The organism is Pseudomonas citri (assembly GCF_025336485.1).
Lineage (GTDB): Bacteria > Pseudomonadota > Gammaproteobacteria > Pseudomonadales > Pseudomonadaceae > Aquipseudomonas > Aquipseudomonas citri.
Genome location: NZ_JAODAB010000021.1, coordinates 42,710 through 58,925 on the forward strand (window position 1 = coordinate 42,710; position 16,216 = coordinate 58,925).

General features: G+C 63.0%; 14 protein-coding genes. 12 read left to right on the forward strand and 2 right to left on the reverse strand.

The genetic code is table 11. The annotated features are described in order from the left end of the window. Position 1: 1 nt before the first annotated feature. The 12 genes from nuoE (at position 2) to N4Q37_RS20595 (ending at position 13,823) form a co-directional block, all read left to right on the forward strand. The gene (nuoE, locus tag N4Q37_RS20540) at positions 2–499 is read left to right on the forward strand and encodes an NADH-quinone oxidoreductase subunit NuoE (RefSeq protein ID WP_260961410.1); all 498 of its coding nucleotides are present in this window, start codon (positions 2–4) and stop codon (positions 497–499) included. Continuing rightward, on the forward strand, positions 496–1,851 hold the full coding sequence (gene nuoF, locus N4Q37_RS20545) for an NADH-quinone oxidoreductase subunit NuoF (RefSeq protein WP_260961411.1): 1,356 nt from the start codon (positions 496–498) through the stop codon (positions 1,849–1,851). The genes nuoE and nuoF overlap by 4 nt, the downstream gene beginning before the upstream one ends. A gap of 137 nt (positions 1,852–1,988) precedes the next feature. Further along, positions 1,989–4,703 carry an NADH-quinone oxidoreductase subunit NuoG gene (gene nuoG / locus N4Q37_RS20550; protein ID WP_260961413.1) on the forward strand — a complete coding sequence of 905 codons (2,715 nt, stop codon included), beginning with the start codon at positions 1,989–1,991 and terminating at the stop codon, positions 4,701–4,703. After that, the gene (gene nuoH, locus N4Q37_RS20555; RefSeq protein ID WP_260961415.1) at positions 4,700–5,707 is read left to right on the forward strand and encodes an NADH-quinone oxidoreductase subunit NuoH; all 1,008 of its coding nucleotides are present in this window, start codon (positions 4,700–4,702) and stop codon (positions 5,705–5,707) included. The genes nuoG and nuoH overlap by 4 nt, the downstream gene beginning before the upstream one ends. Positions 5,708–5,718: 11 nt before the next feature. Next, on the forward strand, positions 5,719–6,267 hold the full coding sequence (gene nuoI / locus N4Q37_RS20560) for an NADH-quinone oxidoreductase subunit NuoI (protein WP_260961416.1): 549 nt from the start codon (positions 5,719–5,721) through the stop codon (positions 6,265–6,267). Between the two features lie 9 nt (positions 6,268–6,276). Further along, positions 6,277–6,777, forward strand: a complete 501-nt coding sequence (gene nuoJ, locus N4Q37_RS20565; protein ID WP_260961417.1) for an NADH-quinone oxidoreductase subunit J — start codon at positions 6,277–6,279, stop codon at positions 6,775–6,777. Between the two features lie 4 nt (positions 6,778–6,781). After that, entirely contained in the window at positions 6,782–7,090 is a 309-nt protein-coding gene (gene nuoK, locus N4Q37_RS20570; protein ID WP_003180046.1) for an NADH-quinone oxidoreductase subunit NuoK, read from the forward strand. Beyond that, the gene (nuoL, locus tag N4Q37_RS20575) at positions 7,087–8,940 is read left to right on the forward strand and encodes an NADH-quinone oxidoreductase subunit L (protein ID WP_260961418.1); all 1,854 of its coding nucleotides are present in this window, start codon (positions 7,087–7,089) and stop codon (positions 8,938–8,940) included. The genes nuoK and nuoL overlap by 4 nt, the downstream gene beginning before the upstream one ends. Before the next feature lie 39 nt (positions 8,941–8,979). After that, positions 8,980–10,512 carry an NADH-quinone oxidoreductase subunit M gene (nuoM, locus tag N4Q37_RS20580; protein ID WP_260961419.1) on the forward strand — a complete coding sequence of 511 codons (1,533 nt, stop codon included), beginning with the start codon at positions 8,980–8,982 and terminating at the stop codon, positions 10,510–10,512. Positions 10,513–10,519: 7 nt separating this feature from the next. Continuing rightward, on the forward strand, positions 10,520–11,983 hold the full coding sequence (gene nuoN / locus N4Q37_RS20585) for an NADH-quinone oxidoreductase subunit NuoN (protein WP_260961420.1): 1,464 nt from the start codon (positions 10,520–10,522) through the stop codon (positions 11,981–11,983). Positions 11,984–12,410: 427 nt separating this feature from the next. Beyond that, entirely contained in the window at positions 12,411–12,779 is a 369-nt protein-coding gene (locus N4Q37_RS20590; RefSeq protein ID WP_260961421.1) for a DUF6124 family protein, read from the forward strand. 240 nt (positions 12,780–13,019) lie between these two features. Beyond that, the gene (locus N4Q37_RS20595) at positions 13,020–13,823 is read left to right on the forward strand and encodes a DeoR/GlpR family DNA-binding transcription regulator (RefSeq protein WP_260961422.1); all 804 of its coding nucleotides are present in this window, start codon (positions 13,020–13,022) and stop codon (positions 13,821–13,823) included. A gap of 55 nt (positions 13,824–13,878) precedes the next feature. Here the strand turns inward: N4Q37_RS20595 and otnI are convergent, their stop codons facing one another. Then, complete coding sequence (gene otnI, locus N4Q37_RS20600; RefSeq protein ID WP_260961423.1) at positions 13,879–14,661, reverse strand: 2-oxo-tetronate isomerase; 783 nt, start codon at positions 14,659–14,661, stop codon at positions 13,879–13,881. Positions 14,662–14,684: 23 nt separating this feature from the next. Then, complete coding sequence (locus N4Q37_RS20605) at positions 14,685–16,145, reverse strand: GntT/GntP/DsdX family permease (RefSeq protein WP_260961425.1); 1,461 nt, start codon at positions 16,143–16,145, stop codon at positions 14,685–14,687. Positions 16,146–16,216: the final 71 nt, after the last annotated feature.

Sequence of the window (16,216 nt, forward strand, 5' to 3'; positions counted from 1 at the left end):
CATGAACAGCACGCTTATCCAGACAGACCGTTTCGCCCTGAGCGAAACCGAGCGCTCGGCCATCGAGCACGAGCTGCATCACTACGAAGACCCGCGCGCGGCGTCGATCGAAGCCCTGAAGATCGTCCAGAAGGAACGTGGCTGGGTGCCTGACGGCGCGCTCTACGCCATCGGCGAGATCCTCGGCATCCCGGCCAGCGACGTTGAAGGTGTCGCCACTTTCTACAGCCAGATTTTCCGCCAGCCGGTGGGACGCCACATCATTCGCGTCTGCGACAGCATGGTCTGCTACATCGGCGGCCACGAGTCCGTGGTCAGCGAGATCCAGAGCAAGCTGGGCATCGGCCTGGGCCAAACCACCGCCGACGGCCGCTTCACGCTGTTGCCGGTGTGCTGCCTGGGCAACTGCGACAAGGCGCCGGCACTGATGATCGACGACGACACCTTTGGCGACGTTGCGCCGGACGGTGTCGCCAAACTGCTGGAGGGCTACGTATGACCCTGACTTCCTTCGGGCCCGCCAACCGTATCCAGCGTTCGGCCGAAACCCATCCCCTGACCTGGCGCCTGCGTGACGACGGCGAACCGGTGTGGCTGGACGAATACCAGGCCAAGAACGGCTATGCCGCCGCACGCAAGGCCTTCACCCAGATGGCCCAGGACGACATCGTCCAGACCGTGAAGGACTCAGGCCTCAAGGGCCGTGGCGGCGCGGGCTTCCCCACTGGCGTGAAGTGGGGCCTGATGCCCAAGGACGAGTCCATCGACATCCGCTACCTGCTCTGCAACGCGGACGAAATGGAGCCCAACACCTGGAAAGACCGCATGCTGATGGAGCAACTGCCCCATCTGCTGATCGAAGGCATGTTGATCAGTGCCCGTGCGCTGAAAACCTACCGTGGCTACATCTTCCTGCGCGGCGAATACACCACCGCCGCCAAGCACCTGAACCGTGCCGTGGAAGAAGCCAAGGCCGCAGGCCTCTTGGGCAAGAACATCCTGGGTTCGGGCTTCGATTTCGAGCTGTTCGTCCACACCGGTGCCGGACGCTACATCTGCGGTGAAGAAACCGCGCTGATCAACTCCCTGGAAGGCCGCCGCGCCAACCCGCGTTCCAAGCCGCCCTTCCCTGCCGCCGTCGGCGTGTGGGGCAAGCCGACCTGTGTGAACAACGTCGAAACCCTGTGCAACGTCCCGGCGATCATCGCCGACGGCGTCGACTGGTATAAATCCCTGGCCCGCGACGGCAGCGAAGACATGGGCACCAAGCTCATGGGCTTCTCCGGCAAGGTCAAGAACCCCGGCCTGTGGGAACTGCCCTTCGGCGTCACCGGTCGCGAGCTGTTCGAAGACTACGCCGGCGGCATGCGCGACGGCTACAAGCTCAAGTGCTGGCAGCCTGGCGGCGCCGGTACCGGCTTCCTGTTGCCGGAACACCTGGACGCACAAATGTATGCCGGCGGCATCGCCAAGGTGGGCACCCGTATGGGTACCGGCCTGGCCATGGCGGTGGACGACAGCGTCAACATGGTGTCCCTGCTGCGCAACATGGAGCAGTTTTTCGCCCGCGAATCCTGCGGTTTCTGCACCCCTTGCCGCGACGGCCTGCCATGGAGCGTCAAGCTCTTGATGGCCCTCGAGAACGGCCAGGGCCAGCCCGGCGACATCGAGACCCTGCTGGGCCTGGTGGGCTTCCTCGGCCCAGGCAAGACCTTCTGTGCTCACGCACCGGGTGCCGTCGAACCATTGGGCAGCGCAATCAAATACTTCCGTCCCGAGTTCGAGGCCGGCATCGCGCCTACCAGCGCCGCCGTCCCGCCTCTGGCAAAGCCGATCGTAGTCGGCGCGTAAACGCTTAAAAAGGCGAAGGGTCCGTACCCTTCGTCTTCTCGTGTGATGACGCCGTAAACGGCTGTGTTGATTCACGCGAATGACAAGATTCCATTAGCCACGCCCGCTGACACCGGGCCAACGAAGAACTTTGAACCATGGCCACTATCCACGTAGACGGCAAAGCGCTCGAAGTCGACGGGGCAGACAACCTGTTACAGGCATGTCTGTCGCTGGGCCTCGACATTCCTTATTTCTGCTGGCATCCCGCCCTTGGCAGCGTCGGCGCCTGTCGCCAGTGCGCAGTCAAGCAATACACCGACGAGAACGACACCCGTGGTCGGATCGTCATGTCCTGCATGACCCCCGCCACCGACAACACCTGGATCTCCATCGACGATGAAGAATCCAAGGCGTTTCGCGCCAGTGTCGTCGAATGGCTGATGACCAACCACCCGCACGACTGCCCGGTCTGCGAGGAAGGCGGTCACTGCCACCTGCAAGACATGACGGTGATGACCGGCCACAACGAGCGCCGTTATCGCTTCAAGAAACGCACCCACCAGAACCAGCAACTGGGGCCGTTCATTTCCCACGAGATGAACCGCTGCATCGCCTGCTACCGCTGCGTGCGCTACTACAAGGACTACGCCGGCGGTACCGACCTGGGCGTATTCGGCGCCCACGACAACGTGTACTTCGGTCGCGTCGAAGACGGCACCCTGGAAAGCGAGTTCTCGGGCAACCTCACCGAGGTCTGCCCGACCGGTGTGTTCACCGACAAGACGCACTCCGAACGCTACAACCGCAAATGGGACATGCAGTTCTCGCCGAGCATCTGCCATGGCTGCTCCAGTGGTTGCAACATTTCCCCGGGCGAGCGCTACGGTGAACTGCGTCGTATCGAAAACCGCTACAACGGTTCGGTGAACCAGTACTTCCTGTGCGACCGCGGCCGCTTTGGCTACGGCTACGTCAACCGCACCGACCGTCCACGCCAGCCATTGCTGGCGGACGGCGCCAAGTTGAACGTTGACGAGGCCCTCGACAAGGCCAGCGAACTGCTGCGCGGTCGCAACATCGTCGGCATCGGTTCGCCGCGGGCCAGCCTGGAAAGCAACTACGCGCTGCGTGAACTGGTCGGAGCCGAACACTTCTACAGCGGCATCGAAGCCGGTGAGCTGGAGCGCATCCGCCTGGTGCTGCAAGTGCTCAAGGACAGTCCGCTGCCCGTGCCGACGATGCGCGACATCGAAAACCACGACGCCGTGTTCGTCCTGGGTGAAGACCTGACCCAGACCGCCGCTCGCATGGCCCTGGCCCTGCGCCAGTCGGTCAAGGGCAAGGCCGAGGAAATGGCCGACGCCATGCGCGTCCAGCCATGGCTCGACGCTGCGGTGAAGAACATCGGCCAGCACGCGCTGAACCCGTTGTTCATTGCCAGCCTCGCTGAAACCAAGCTCGACGACGTGGCCGAAGAATGCGTCCACGCGGCACCGGACGACCTGGCCCGCATCGGTTTCGCCGTCGCCCATGCCTTGGACGCCAGCGCCCCGGCCGTCGAAGGCCTGGACAGCGAAGCGACTGCCCTGGTCCAGCGCATCGCCGATGCCCTGCTGGCCGCCAAGCGTCCGCTGATCGTCGCCGGCACTTCCCTGGCCTCGAAGGCGCTGATCGAAGCCGCCGCCAACATCGCCAAGGCCTTGAAGCTGCGCGAGAAGAACGGTTCCATCAGCCTGATCGTGCCGGAAGCCAACAGCCTCGGCCTGGCCATGCTCGGTGGCGAATCGGTTGACGCCGCGTTGCAAGCCGTCATCGACGGCAGCGCCGACGCCATCGTGGTGCTGGAAAACGACTTGTACACCCGCACCGACAAGGCTCGTGTGGACGCCGCCCTGAACGCCGCGAAAGTGCTGATCGTCGCCGACCACCAGAAAACCGCCACCACCGACCGCGCCCACCTGGTGCTGCCGGCGGCGAGCTTCGCCGAAGGCGACGGTACCCTGGTCAGCCAGGAAGGCCGTGCCCAGCGCTTCTTCCAGGTATTCGACCCGCAATACATGGACGCCAGCATCCTGGTCCACGAAGGCTGGCGCTGGCTGCATGCCCTACGCGCCACCTTGCTGAACCAGCCGATCGACTGGACGCAACTGGACCACGTGACCGCCGCCGTCGCTTCGAGCAACGTGCAACTGGCCGGTATCGTCGACGCTGCGCCGTCCGCCTCGTTCCGCATCAAGGGCTTGAAACTGGCCCGTGAACCGCTGCGTTATTCCGGCCGCACCGCGATGCGCGCCAACGTCAGCGTGCATGAACCGCGCACCCCGCAAGACCAGGACACCGCTTTCGCCTTCTCCATGGAAGGTTACTCGGGCTCTGCCGAACCGCGCTCGCAAGTGCCGTTCGCCTGGTCGCCGGGCTGGAACTCGCCGCAAGCCTGGAACAAGTTCCAGGACGAAGTCGGTGGTCACCTGCGTGCTGGCGACCCGGGCACCCGCCTGATCGAAAGCCAGGGCGATGGCCTGGGCTGGTTCGCCAGCGTGCCGCGCGCCTTCAACCCGGCCCCGGGCACCTGGCAGGTCGTGCCGTTCCATCACCTGTTCGGCAGCGAAGAGAACTCTTCCAAGGCCGCGCCAGTGCAGGAACGCATCCCGGCCGCCTACGTGTCGCTGGCCAAATCCGAAGCCGATCGCCTGGGTGTCAACGATGGTGCCCTGCTCAGCCTGAACGTGGCCGGCCAGACCTTGCGCCTGCCGCTGCGTATCAATGAAGAACTGGGCGCCGGCCTGGTCGCCTTGCCAGCAGGACTGGCGGGTATCCCACCGGCGGTATTCGGCAAGTCTGTCGACGGTCTGCAGGAGGCAGCGCAATGAGCTGGTTCACCCCCGAAGTGATCGAGGTGATCCTGACGGTCCTCAAGGCCATCGTGATCCTGCTGGCCGTGGTGGTCTGCGGCGCGTTGCTGAGTTTCGTCGAACGTCGCCTGCTGGGCTGGTGGCAGGACCGCTACGGTCCTAACCGCGTCGGCCCGTACGGCATGTTCCAGATCGCCGCCGACATGGTCAAAATGTTCTTCAAGGAAGACTGGACGCCACCGTTTGCCGACAAGGTGATCTTCACCCTGGCACCGGTCGTGGCCATGAGCGCCTTGCTGATTGCCTTCGCGATCATCCCGATCACCCCGACCTGGGGTGTGGCGGACCTGAACATCGGCCTGCTGTTCTTTTTCGCCATGGCCGGCCTGTCGGTGTACGCGGTGCTGTTCGCCGGTTGGTCGAGCAACAACAAGTTCGCCCTGCTGGGCAGCCTGCGGGCCTCGGCCCAGACCGTGTCCTACGAAGTGTTCATGGGCCTGGCGCTCATGGGCGTGGTGGTCCAGGCCGGTTCGTTCAACATGCGCGACATCGTCGAGTACCAGGCGCAGAACCTGTGGTTCATCATTCCGCAGTTCTTCGGCTTCTGCACGTTCTTCGTCGCCGGCGTGGCGGTGACTCACCGTCACCCCTTCGACCAACCGGAAGCGGAACAGGAACTGGCCGACGGTTACCACATTGAATACGCCGGCATGAAATGGGGCATGTTCTTCGTCGGCGAGTACATCGGCATCGTCCTGATCTCGGCCCTGCTGGTCACGCTGTTCTTCGGCGGCTGGCACGGTCCGTTCGACATCCTGCCGCAACTGTCCTTCGTGTGGTTCGCCCTGAAGACCGCGTTCTTCATCATGCTGTTCGTCCTGCTGCGCGCCTCCATCCCGCGTCCGCGCTACGACCAGGTGATGGACTTCAGCTGGAAGTTCTGCCTGCCACTGACCCTGATCAATTTGCTGGTGACCGCTGCGATCGTGTTGATGAACACGCCTGCGGCCGCGGTTCAGTGAGGATTTGACCCATGTTCAAATATATTGGCGACATCGTTAAGGGTACCGGTACCCAACTGCGAAGCCTGGTCATGATCTTCGGCCATGGCTTTCGCAAGCGCGACACCCTGCAATACCCTGAAGAGCCGGTCTACCTGGCCCCGCGTTATCGCGGCCGCATCGTCCTGACCCGTGACCCCGACGGTGAGGAGCGCTGCGTGGCCTGCAACCTGTGCGCCGTGGCCTGCCCGGTCGGTTGCATTTCCCTGCAGAAAGCCGAAACCGAAGACGGTCGCTGGTACCCGGACTTCTTCCGCATCAACTTCTCACGCTGCATTTTCTGCGGTCTGTGCGAGGAAGCGTGCCCGACCACCGCGATCCAGCTCACGCCGGACTTCGAAATGGCCGACTTCAAACGTCAGGACCTGGTGTACGAGAAAGAAGACCTGCTGATTTCCGGTCCCGGTAAAAACCCTGATTACAACTTCTATCGTGTTGCAGGTATGGCCATCGACGGTAAGCCGAAAGGCGCCGCGCAGAATGAAGCCGAACCGATCAACGTGAAGAGCTTGCTGCCTTAAGGAAGAAAGATGGAATTCGCTTTCTATTTCGCATCGGGTATCGCGGTGGTGTCCACGCTTCGTGTGGTCACCAACACCAACCCCATACATGCCCTGCTCTACCTGATCGTCTCGCTCATTGCCGTGGCCATGACGTTCTTCGCCCTGGGCGCACCGTTCGCCGGGGCCCTGGAAGTGATCGCCTACGCCGGCGCCATCATGGTGCTGTTCGTGTTCGTGGTGATGATGCTCAACCTGGGCCCGGCCGCGGTCCAGCAGGAGCGCAACTGGCTCAAGCCCGGCATCTGGGCGGGGCCGGTGATTCTCGCCGCCCTGCTGCTGGCTGAACTGCTGTATGTGCTGTTCGCCCACCAGAGCGGCCAGGCCATCGGCCAAACCACCGTAGGCGCCAAGGTCGTGGGCATCAGCCTGTTCGGCCCGTACTTGCTGGTGGTCGAACTCGCCTCGATGCTGCTGCTTGCCGCAGCCGTCACGGCGTTCCACTTGGGCCGTAACGAGGCGAAGGAGTAATCACATGCCTGCTATCCCTCTCGAGCATGGTCTGGCCGTTGCCGGCATCCTGTTCTGTCTCGGTCTGGTTGGCCTGATGGTCCGCCGCAACATTCTGTTCGTGCTGATGAGCCTGGAGGTCATGATGAATGCCTCCGCCCTGGCCTTCATCGTCGCGGGCGCTCGCTGGGCGCAACCGGATGGACAGATCATGTTCATCCTGGTGATCAGCCTTGCAGCCGCCGAGGCCAGTATCGGCCTGGCGATCCTGTTGCAGCTGTATCGCCGCTTCCACACTCTCGATATCGACGCTGCCAGCGAGATGCGCGGATGAACCTACTCTTCCTGACTTTCGTATTCCCCCTCATCGGTTTCCTGTTGCTGTCGTTCTCCCGTGGACGCTGGTCGGAAAACCTCTCGGCGCTGGTTGGCGTCGGTTCCATCGGCCTGTCTGCCATCGTCACGACCTACGTGATCTGGCAGTTCAACGTCGCCCCACCCGAAGGTGGCGCGTACGTACAAGTGCTGTGGCGCTGGATGGCGGTAGAAGGCTTCGCGCCGAACTTCGCCCTGTACCTGGACGGCTTGTCGGTGACCATGCTCGGCGTGGTGGTCGGCGTGGGTTTCCTGATCCACCTGTTCGCCTCCTGGTACATGCGCGGTGAAGCCGGTTATTCGCGCTTCTTCGCCTACACCAACCTGTTCATCGCCAGCATGCTGTTCCTGGTGCTGGGCGATAACCTGCTGTTCCTGTACTTCGGCTGGGAAGGCGTGGGCCTGTGCTCGTACCTGTTGATCGGTTTCTACTACAGCAACCGCAACAACGGTAACGCCGCCCTCAAGGCCTTCATCGTGACCCGGATCGGCGACGTGTTCATGGCCATCGGCCTGTTCATCCTGTTCCAGCAACTGGGCACGCTGAACATCCAGGAACTGCTGGTGCGTGCGCCCGAGCACTTCAAGGCCGGTGACTTCTGGATCGTCCTGGCGACCCTGATGCTGCTGGGCGGTGCCGTCGGTAAGTCCGCGCAACTGCCGCTGCAAACCTGGTTGGCGGACGCGATGGCCGGCCCTACCCCGGTCTCGGCACTGATCCACGCCGCGACCATGGTGACCGCGGGCGTCTACCTGATCGCCCGTACCCATGGCCTGTTCGCCCTGGCGCCGGACATCCTGCACCTGGTGGGCATCGTCGGCGGCGTGACCCTGGTGCTGGCCGGTTTCGCGGCACTGGTGCAGACCGACATCAAGCGTATCCTCGCCTACTCGACCATGAGCCAGATCGGCTACATGTTCCTGGCCCTGGGCGTTGGCGCCTGGGAAGGCGCGATCTTCCACCTGATGACCCACGCCTTCTTCAAGGCCCTGCTGTTCCTTGCCTCCGGTGCGGTGATCGTTGCCTGCCACCACGAGCAGAACATCTTCAAGATGGGTGGCCTGTGGAAGAAACTGCCGCTGGCCTACGCCAGCTTCATCGTCGGCGGCGCGGCCCTGGCGGCCCTGCCACTGGTCACCGCCGGTTTCTACTCCAAGGACGAGATCCTCTGGGAAGCGTTCGCCAGCGGTAACCAGGGCCTGCTGTATGCCGGCCTGGTGGGTGCGTTCATGACCTCGCTGTACACCTTCCGCCTGATCTTCATCGCGTTCCACGGTGAGGCCAAGACCGAAGCCCACGCTGGCCACGGCATTGCCCACTGGCTGCCGCTGTCGGTGCTGATCGTGCTGTCGACGTTCGTCGGTGCCATGATCGTTCCGCCACTGCACGGTGTCCTGCCGGAAAGCGTCGGCCATGCCGGCGGCGAAGCCAAGCACAGCCTGGAAATCGCCTCGGGCGCCATCGCCCTGTCGGGCATCCTGCTGGCCGCCCTGCTGTTCCTCGGCAAGCGTCGTTTCGTCACGGCGATCGCCAATAGCGGCCTCGGCCGTGTCCTTTCGGCCTGGTGGTTCGCTGCCTGGGGCTTCGACTGGATCTACGACAAACTGTTCGTCAAGCCATACCTTGCGATCAGCCACATTCTGCGCAAAGACCCGCTCGACCAGACCATTGGCCTGATCCCGCGCATGGCCAAGGGCGGCCACACTGCCCTGAGCCGTACCGAGACCGGTCAATTGCGTTGGTATGCGGCTTCCATGGCGTCTGGCGCCGTGCTGGTTATCGGCGCCATCGTGCTGGTAGCGGTCTGATATGAACCTTGCGAACTTGCGAAAGGAAACGAGCCCGTCATGATTCTGCCCTGGCTAATCCTGATCCCCTTTATCGGCGGCCTGCTGTGCTGGATCGCGGAGCGTTCCAGCTCCACGCTCCCGCGCTGGATTGCGCTGCTGACCATGTCCCTGGAACTCGCGCTCGGCCTCTGGCTGTGGGCGACCGGCGACTATTCATTCGCTCCGGCCCCTGGCGCCAATCCGACCTGGGCGCTTGAATTCAAGCACCTGTGGATCGCGCGCTTTGGCATCAGCGTGCACCTGGCCCTCGACGGCCTGTCGCTGCTGATGATCCTGCTGACCGGCCTGCTGGGTATCCTCTCGGTCCTCTGCTCCTGGAAAGAGATCCAGCGCCACGTCGGCTTCTTCCACTTGAACCTGATGTGGATCCTGGGCGGTGTCGTCGGCGTGTTCCTGGCGCTGGACCTGTTCATGTTCTTCTTCTTCTGGGAAATGATGCTGGTGCCGATGTACTTCCTCATCGCGCTCTGGGGTCACAGTTCCTCGGACGGCAAGAAAACCCGGATCTACGCGGCGACCAAGTTCTTCATCTTCACCCAGGCTTCCGGCCTGATCATGTTGGTGGCGATCCTTGGCCTGGTGCTGGTCAACTTCAACGACACAGGCGTGATTACCTTCAACTACGCCGACCTGTTGAAGACCAGGATGTCGGCGGGCACCGAGTTCATCCTGATGCTCGGCTTCTTCATCGCCTTCGCGGTGAAGCTGCCGGTGGTGCCGTTCCACTCCTGGTTGCCGGACGCCCACGCCCAGGCGCCGACCGCAGGTTCCGTGGACCTGGCCGGTATCTTGCTCAAGACCGCGGCTTATGGCCTGTTGCGCTTCGCCCTGCCGATGTTCCCCAATGCTTCGGCCGAGTTTGCGCCAATCGCCATGACCCTGGGCCTGATCGGGATTTTCTACGGTGCGTTCCTGGCGTTCGCCCAGACCGACATCAAGCGTCTGGTCGCCTTTTCGTCCGTTTCCCACATGGGCTTCGTACTGATCGGCATCTACTCCGGCAGCCAACTGGCCCTGCAAGGCGCAGTGATACAGATGCTCGCGCACGGTCTGTCGGCGGCGGCACTCTTTATCCTGTGCGGCCAGTTGTACGAGCGCACCCACACCCGCGACATGCGCGAGATGGGTGGCCTGTGGTCGAAAATCGCTTACTTGCCGGCCCTCAGCCTGTTCTTCGCAGCCGCTTCCCTGGGCCTGCCGGGCACCGGCAACTTCGTCGGTGAGTTCCTGATCCTGATCGGCACGTTCGCCAGTTCGCCGTGGATCGTCGCCATCGCCACTTCCGGCCTGGTGTTCGGTTCGGTCTACTCGCTGATCATGGTCCACCGTGCCTACTTCGGCCCGGCCAAATCGGACGCACTCCTGCGTGGCATGGATGGTCGCGAGCTGATCATGGTGACCGGTCTGGCAGCCTTGCTGGTTTACCTCGGCGTGTCCCCGCAACCGTTCCTCGACACTTCCGCCGCCACGATGCATGGCGTGCAGCAGTGGCTCGGCACCGCCTTCTCTCAACTCGCTTCGGCACGGTAAGAGCGCTATGGAATTCACGATTCAACACTTTATCGCGCTTGCACCGCTGTTGATCACCAGCGCCACGATCATCGTGGTGATGCTGGCGATCGCCTGGCGGCGCAATCACTCACAGACCTTCCTGCTGTCGGTGGCGGGGCTGAACCTGGCCTTGCTGTCGATCCTGCCGGCCCTGAAAGTCGCACCATTGGCGGTCACCCCGCTGATGCAGATCGACAGCTTCGCTTGCCTGTACATGGCGCTGATCCTGGTCGCCACCCTGGCCTGCGTCACCCTCGCCCACGCCTACCTGGGCGATGGCGGTTCGGGCTACCCGGGCAACCGCGAAGAACTGTACCTGCTGATCCTGATGGCCGCCGCCGGCGGCCTGGTCCTGGTCAGCGCGCAGCACCTGGCGAGCCTGTTCATCGGCCTGGAACTGCTGTCGGTACCGGTCTACGGCCTGGTGGCCTACGCCTTCTTCAACAAGCGCTCCCTGGAAGCCGGCATCAAGTACATGGTGCTGTCGGCAGCCGGCTCGGCGTTCCTGTTGTTCGGCATGGCCCTGCTCTACGCCGAAGCCGGCACCCTGAGCTTCGTCGGCATCGGCCAGGCCCTGGCGGCCACCGGCCTGCCTAGCCCGATCGCGCAACTGGGCCTGGGCATGATGCTGATCGGCCTGGCGTTCAAGCTGTCGCTGGTACCGTTCCACCTCTGGACCCCGGACGTCTACGAAGGTGCTCCGGCACCGGTGGCGGCGTTCCTGGCCACCGCGTCGAAAGTGGCCGTGTTCGCGGTCATGGTGCGTCTGTTCCAGATCTCGCCAGTGGCCAGCAGCGGTGTGTTGAGCAACGTGCTGACGATCATCGCCATCGCGTCGATCCTGTTCGGTAACCTGCTGGCGCTGACCCAGAGCAACCTCAAGCGTCTGCTGGGTTACTCGTCCATCGCCCACTTCGGCTACCTGCTGATCGCCCTGATCGCCAGCAAGGGCCTGGCCGTGGAAGCCATCGGCGTGTACCTGGTCACCTACGTGATCACCAGCCTCGGCGCCTTCGGCGTGATCACCCTGATGTCCTCGCCGTACAACGGCCGCGACGCCGACGCCCTGTACGAGTACCGCGGCCTGTTCTGGCGTCGTCCGTACCTGACCGCCGTGCTGACCGTGATGATGCTGTCCCTGGCCGGCATCCCGCTGACCGCCGGCTTCATCGGCAAGTTCTACATCATCGCCACCGGCGTCGAAGCTCACCAATGGTGGCTGGTCGGTTCCCTGGTACTGGGCAGCGCCATCGGCGTGTTCTACTACCTGCGCGTCATGGTCACCCTGTACCTGATGGAACCCAACCTGCGTCGCCACGATGCGCAACTGCACTGGGAACAGAAAGCAGGCGGCGTGATGCTGCTGGCCATCGCCGTACTCGCCTTCTTCCTCGGCGTGTACCCGCAGCCATTGCTGACCCTGGCTCAACAGGCCGGCCTGACGGGCTGATTGCCCGGAGGGTGTAGCCACGAAAAACCCGTATCGCGAGATGCGGGTTTTTTATGCCTGTGGAAAGATAATCGTGGTGAGGGAGCTTGCTCCCTCGCCACAAGGCATGGTGTTTCTACAAGAAATTTGCAGAACAGGAATTTTCTGACGAGTCGCGGCGGTTGCCGGTTCGGAAGGCGCGCAGATAGGCTTTGCGGGTCGTTGCAAATTCAGCGACCAGGTTTGGTCACCTGTCCAATGTCAGGCGCATATGCGCCAACCTCAGCGTGGCGGCGCTTTTGTCGGTATGCTTTGCGGTGGGCTGTGCGCGGGGCACTTTCGAGTGCGCCGGGTGCCTGACTTCCCGGTTGACCAACCTGCGTACCGCCCACCACCCTCGTTTGGTCACGAGGGGAATGAGCGCCACTTCCAAGTCAGGAGCTTCACCATGGTCAAGGTAACCCCCAATCCCCCAAAGGCTGAAAACCTTTCCGCCTACACTACCCTCGATACAAAAAAGCTTCGCGAAGCAGCCGATCGGGCGCTGAGTGTACATTTATCTCCATCTACCCCAAGTAAGCCCGACACCCAGGACGGGCAGGTCTTTTCAGTAGTTCCAGGCATCGACACGGAATCGGTGTTGACCACTCTCAGCGAAACCCTCGCCTCGGCCAATGCAATGGTCAGTGACCTGGCGTTTGAGCTGGAGGGTTCTCGACGACATGTGGCGTTAGGGATTCAGCAATTGGTCGAACTGGGTTCATTACTGGCAAACCGAGCGTTGGAGGACATGGAGCCTCAAGAGGCTGCTCCCTAGGCTCTGTACGAAAAGCCTAGCAGGCGACGCCCTTTAACCTGACAGATCCGGCCCCCAAGTTGCAGGATTGCCGCGCCCTGTCAGTTTCCTTTGCGCTGGCCGGTTTTGGGCTGCTTCGCAGCCCAGCGGGAGCAAGCTCCCTCGCCACAGGGATTGGGGTTGCATTCATAGTTGCGCCTCGTCCATTGCTTGCAGATTCGCTACTATTCCCCTGCCCTATCAGTCACCGAGCCCACACCGATGCCCACCCCCAAGGACATTGCCAGCGACAGCCCCGCACCGATGATTCCCGAGCAGCGCCGGGAGCAGATCCTGCGTCAGTTGCGCAAGCACCAGGTGTTGAGCGTCCATCAGTTGATGGAGATGTTCGATTGCTCGCACATGACCGTGCGCCGCGACATCGCGCTGCTGGAGCAGGAAGGCCGGGCCTACTCAGTGACCGGTGGGGTGCGCATCGCCAGCCAATTGCACAGCGAACCCAGCCATCAGTCCAAGGCCGTGGTGGAACTGCCGCAAAAACAGGCGATGGCCAAGTTGGCGGCCGGGTTGTTGAAAGATGACATGACGGTGTACCTCGATGCCGGCACCAGCACATTGGAGATCGTGCCCTACATCAAGGCGCTGTCGGGGATGACGGTGGTGACCAACGACTTCGGCGTGGTCCAGGCCCTGATGGAGGCGCCACAGGTGACGGTGATCCATACCGGCGGACAGCTGGATCATTCCAATCATTCCTGCGTCGGTGGGCTGGCGGTGGCGACCTTGCGTCAGATCGTGACAGACATCGCCTTCATGTCCACCAGTTCCTGGGATCTGCAACGGGGCATCACCACACCGTCGGCGTTGAAGGTAGAGGTCAAGCAAGTGGCGATGCAGTCGGCATCGCAAGTGGTGCTGGTGGCCAGCAGTTCAAAGTACGGCACGTTCAGCATGTACCGCATCGCCGGCCTGGAGCAGTTCGACTTCATCATCAGCGACAACGCCCTGGCTCCGGCGGCGGCCGATGGCATCCGCAAGCAGGGCGTCGAGTTGCTGTTGCCTTGATTGAGCGATGGAGAGAGACGCGTCCAACGCCGCTCCGGTTCTGTATTGCAGGGGCTCAGCGAGCCTTCCAGTCCCGCAGCCATTGCAGGCCTGCCGAGGTATCGCCCCGGGGGCGGTATTCGCAGCCGACCCAACCGTCATAGCCCAGTTCATCCATCAACCGGAACAGGAAGGGATAATTCACTTCCCCCACGTCCGGTTCATGACGATCCGGTACGCCGGCGATCTGGATATGCCCGATACCGCCGAAGTCGCGCCGGAGTTTGCTCGCCAGGTCACCTTCGACAATCTGGCAGTGGTAGCAATCGAACTGTACCTTGAGATTGTGCGCACCGACTTCCCGGCAAATGGCGTGGGCCTGGTCCTGGCGATTCAGGAAAAAGCCCGGCATGTCGCGGGTGTTGATCGGCTCCAGCAACACGGTGATCCCCACCTTCGCCGCCTGGACAGTCGCGAAGGCGAGGTTTTCCAGGTACACGTCATGGTGCCTGGCGCGCTCGGCTTCGGACGGCAGCAAACCGGCCATCACGTGCACCCTTGAATTGCCCAGCACCGCGGCATACTCCAGGGCGCGCTCGAAGCCATCACGGAACGCCTGCTCGCGTCCCGGCAACGTTGCAATGCCCCGCTCCCCCGCCGCCCAATCACCGGGTGGGGCATTGAACAGGGCCTGGACCAGGCCGTTGTCGTCCAGTCGCCGCTTGAGTTCCCCGGGGGTGTATTCGTAGGGGAACAAGTACTCCACGGCATCGAAACCATCGGCCGCCGCGGCAGCGAAACGGTCCAGGAAATCATGTTGCGGATACAGCATGCTGAGGTTGGCGGCGAAACGGGGCATGCGGGTACTCCTTGGACAAAAGGTCAGACAAAAGGCCAGATCAACAAAGTGATAGCGAAGCCCAGCGTGCCGAGCAAGGTGGTGATCACGGTCCAGGTGCGCAGGCCATCGCCCACGTTGAGCCCGGCCAGTTTAGTGAAAATCCAGTAGCCGGCATCGTTGATGTGGGACATCGCCAGCCCGCCACCGCCCATGGCCAGGCACAACAGCGCCAGGTGATTGGGGGTCAGGCCGAGCGTGGCGATCAATGGGCTGATGATACCGGCCGTGGTCACCAGCGCCACCGTCGTCGAGCCTTGCACGGCGCGCAGCAGCATGGTCAGCAGGAAACCCAGCGCCAGCACCGGCAGCCCGGTGGTGCGCAGCATGTCGGAGACGACGGCACCGATCCCGGTGTCCACCAGCACCTTGCCAAACACCCCGCCGGCACCGGCGATCAGGATCACCATCGCCACGCCCGGCAATGCCGAGCCGATCACGTCGGACACTTGCGTGCGACTCCAGCCCCGGCGCGACCCCAGCAGCCAGGCGCAGAGCAAGGTGTCGAGCAACAGCGCCACCAGCGGCGCGCCCAGCACCGTCATGACACCACGCACCGAGGACTCCGCCGGCAGCAATGTCGTTGACAGCGTACCCAGCAGGATCAGCACGATCGGCAACAGGATCAGCGCCACGATCAACCCGAACCCCGGCGGCGGCGCTGGCGGCAACTTGGCCACCAGGCTGCCGGTGGACTCTTCCAGGCCCATGTGGGAGACGGCGATGGCGGCCTGGACCGGGTCCTTGGCATTGCCATTGGTCCAGGCGAGCAGGTCTTCGTTGGTCACGTGCGGGCCATAGACTTCGGCGCGGATATCATCGGTCATCGGGTAGAAGCGCCGGGTCATGCGCCCGGCCACTTTATAGCCGACCAGACACAGGAACGCGGTCAAGGGCAGGCCGAACATCAGCACCCGCCCCAGGTCGGCGCCCAACTGGCTGGCCGCCGCCACTGCACCTGGATGCGGTGGCAGGAAGGCGTGCACGGTGAGCAGCGCCGCGCACATCGGCAAGGCGAACACCAGCAACGGCTTGCGTGCGCTGCGAGCCACGCCATAGGCCAGCGGCATGAGGATGATCACCCCTACCTCGAAGAACACCGGCACGCCGATGATGAAGCCGGCGATGGTCAGGGCCAGTGGCGTGCGCGTATTGCCGAAGCGCTCGATCAAGCTTTTCGCCAGGGCCTCGGCGCCGCCGGAGAGTTCGATGATCCGCCCGATCATCGCGCCCAGGGCAATGATGATCGCGATGTGGCCGAGGGTCTTGCCCATGCCGCCTTCGATCGTCGCCACCAGGTCCGCCGGTTTCACCCCGGCCACCAACGCCACCAGGATGCTCACCAGCATCAGCGCCACAAAGGGTTGGAACTTGTACTTGAGAACCAGAAAAAGCAGCAGCGCAATCCCGGCACCGGCCGTAGCCATCAGGATGAGCGGGCTCATGGACGCGCCCCTCCCTGCCAGCTCGGTACAAGGCACAACGGATTGACGCGACAAACACTGCAGTCGAGGTG

Coding starts and splice junctions, on each gene's coding strand:
- nuoE (WP_260961410.1), top strand. CDS start 2: ATGAACAGCACGCTTATCCAGACAGACCGTTTCGCCCTGAGCGAAACC.
- nuoF (WP_260961411.1), top strand. CDS start 496: ATGACCCTGACTTCCTTCGGGCCCGCCAACCGTATCCAGCGTTCGGCC.
- nuoG (WP_260961413.1), top strand. CDS start 1,989: ATGGCCACTATCCACGTAGACGGCAAAGCGCTCGAAGTCGACGGGGCA.
- nuoH (WP_260961415.1), top strand. CDS start 4,700: ATGAGCTGGTTCACCCCCGAAGTGATCGAGGTGATCCTGACGGTCCTC.
- nuoI (WP_260961416.1), top strand. CDS start 5,719: ATGTTCAAATATATTGGCGACATCGTTAAGGGTACCGGTACCCAACTG.
- nuoJ (WP_260961417.1), top strand. CDS start 6,277: ATGGAATTCGCTTTCTATTTCGCATCGGGTATCGCGGTGGTGTCCACG.
- nuoK (WP_003180046.1), top strand. CDS start 6,782: ATGCCTGCTATCCCTCTCGAGCATGGTCTGGCCGTTGCCGGCATCCTG.
- nuoL (WP_260961418.1), top strand. CDS start 7,087: ATGAACCTACTCTTCCTGACTTTCGTATTCCCCCTCATCGGTTTCCTG.
- nuoM (WP_260961419.1), top strand. CDS start 8,980: ATGATTCTGCCCTGGCTAATCCTGATCCCCTTTATCGGCGGCCTGCTG.
- nuoN (WP_260961420.1), top strand. CDS start 10,520: ATGGAATTCACGATTCAACACTTTATCGCGCTTGCACCGCTGTTGATC.
- N4Q37_RS20590 (WP_260961421.1), top strand. CDS start 12,411: ATGGTCAAGGTAACCCCCAATCCCCCAAAGGCTGAAAACCTTTCCGCC.
- N4Q37_RS20595 (WP_260961422.1), top strand. CDS start 13,020: ATGCCCACCCCCAAGGACATTGCCAGCGACAGCCCCGCACCGATGATT.
- otnI (WP_260961423.1), bottom strand. CDS start 14,661: ATGCCCCGTTTCGCCGCCAACCTCAGCATGCTGTATCCGCAACATGAT.
- N4Q37_RS20605 (WP_260961425.1), bottom strand. CDS start 16,145: ATGAGCCCGCTCATCCTGATGGCTACGGCCGGTGCCGGGATTGCGCTG.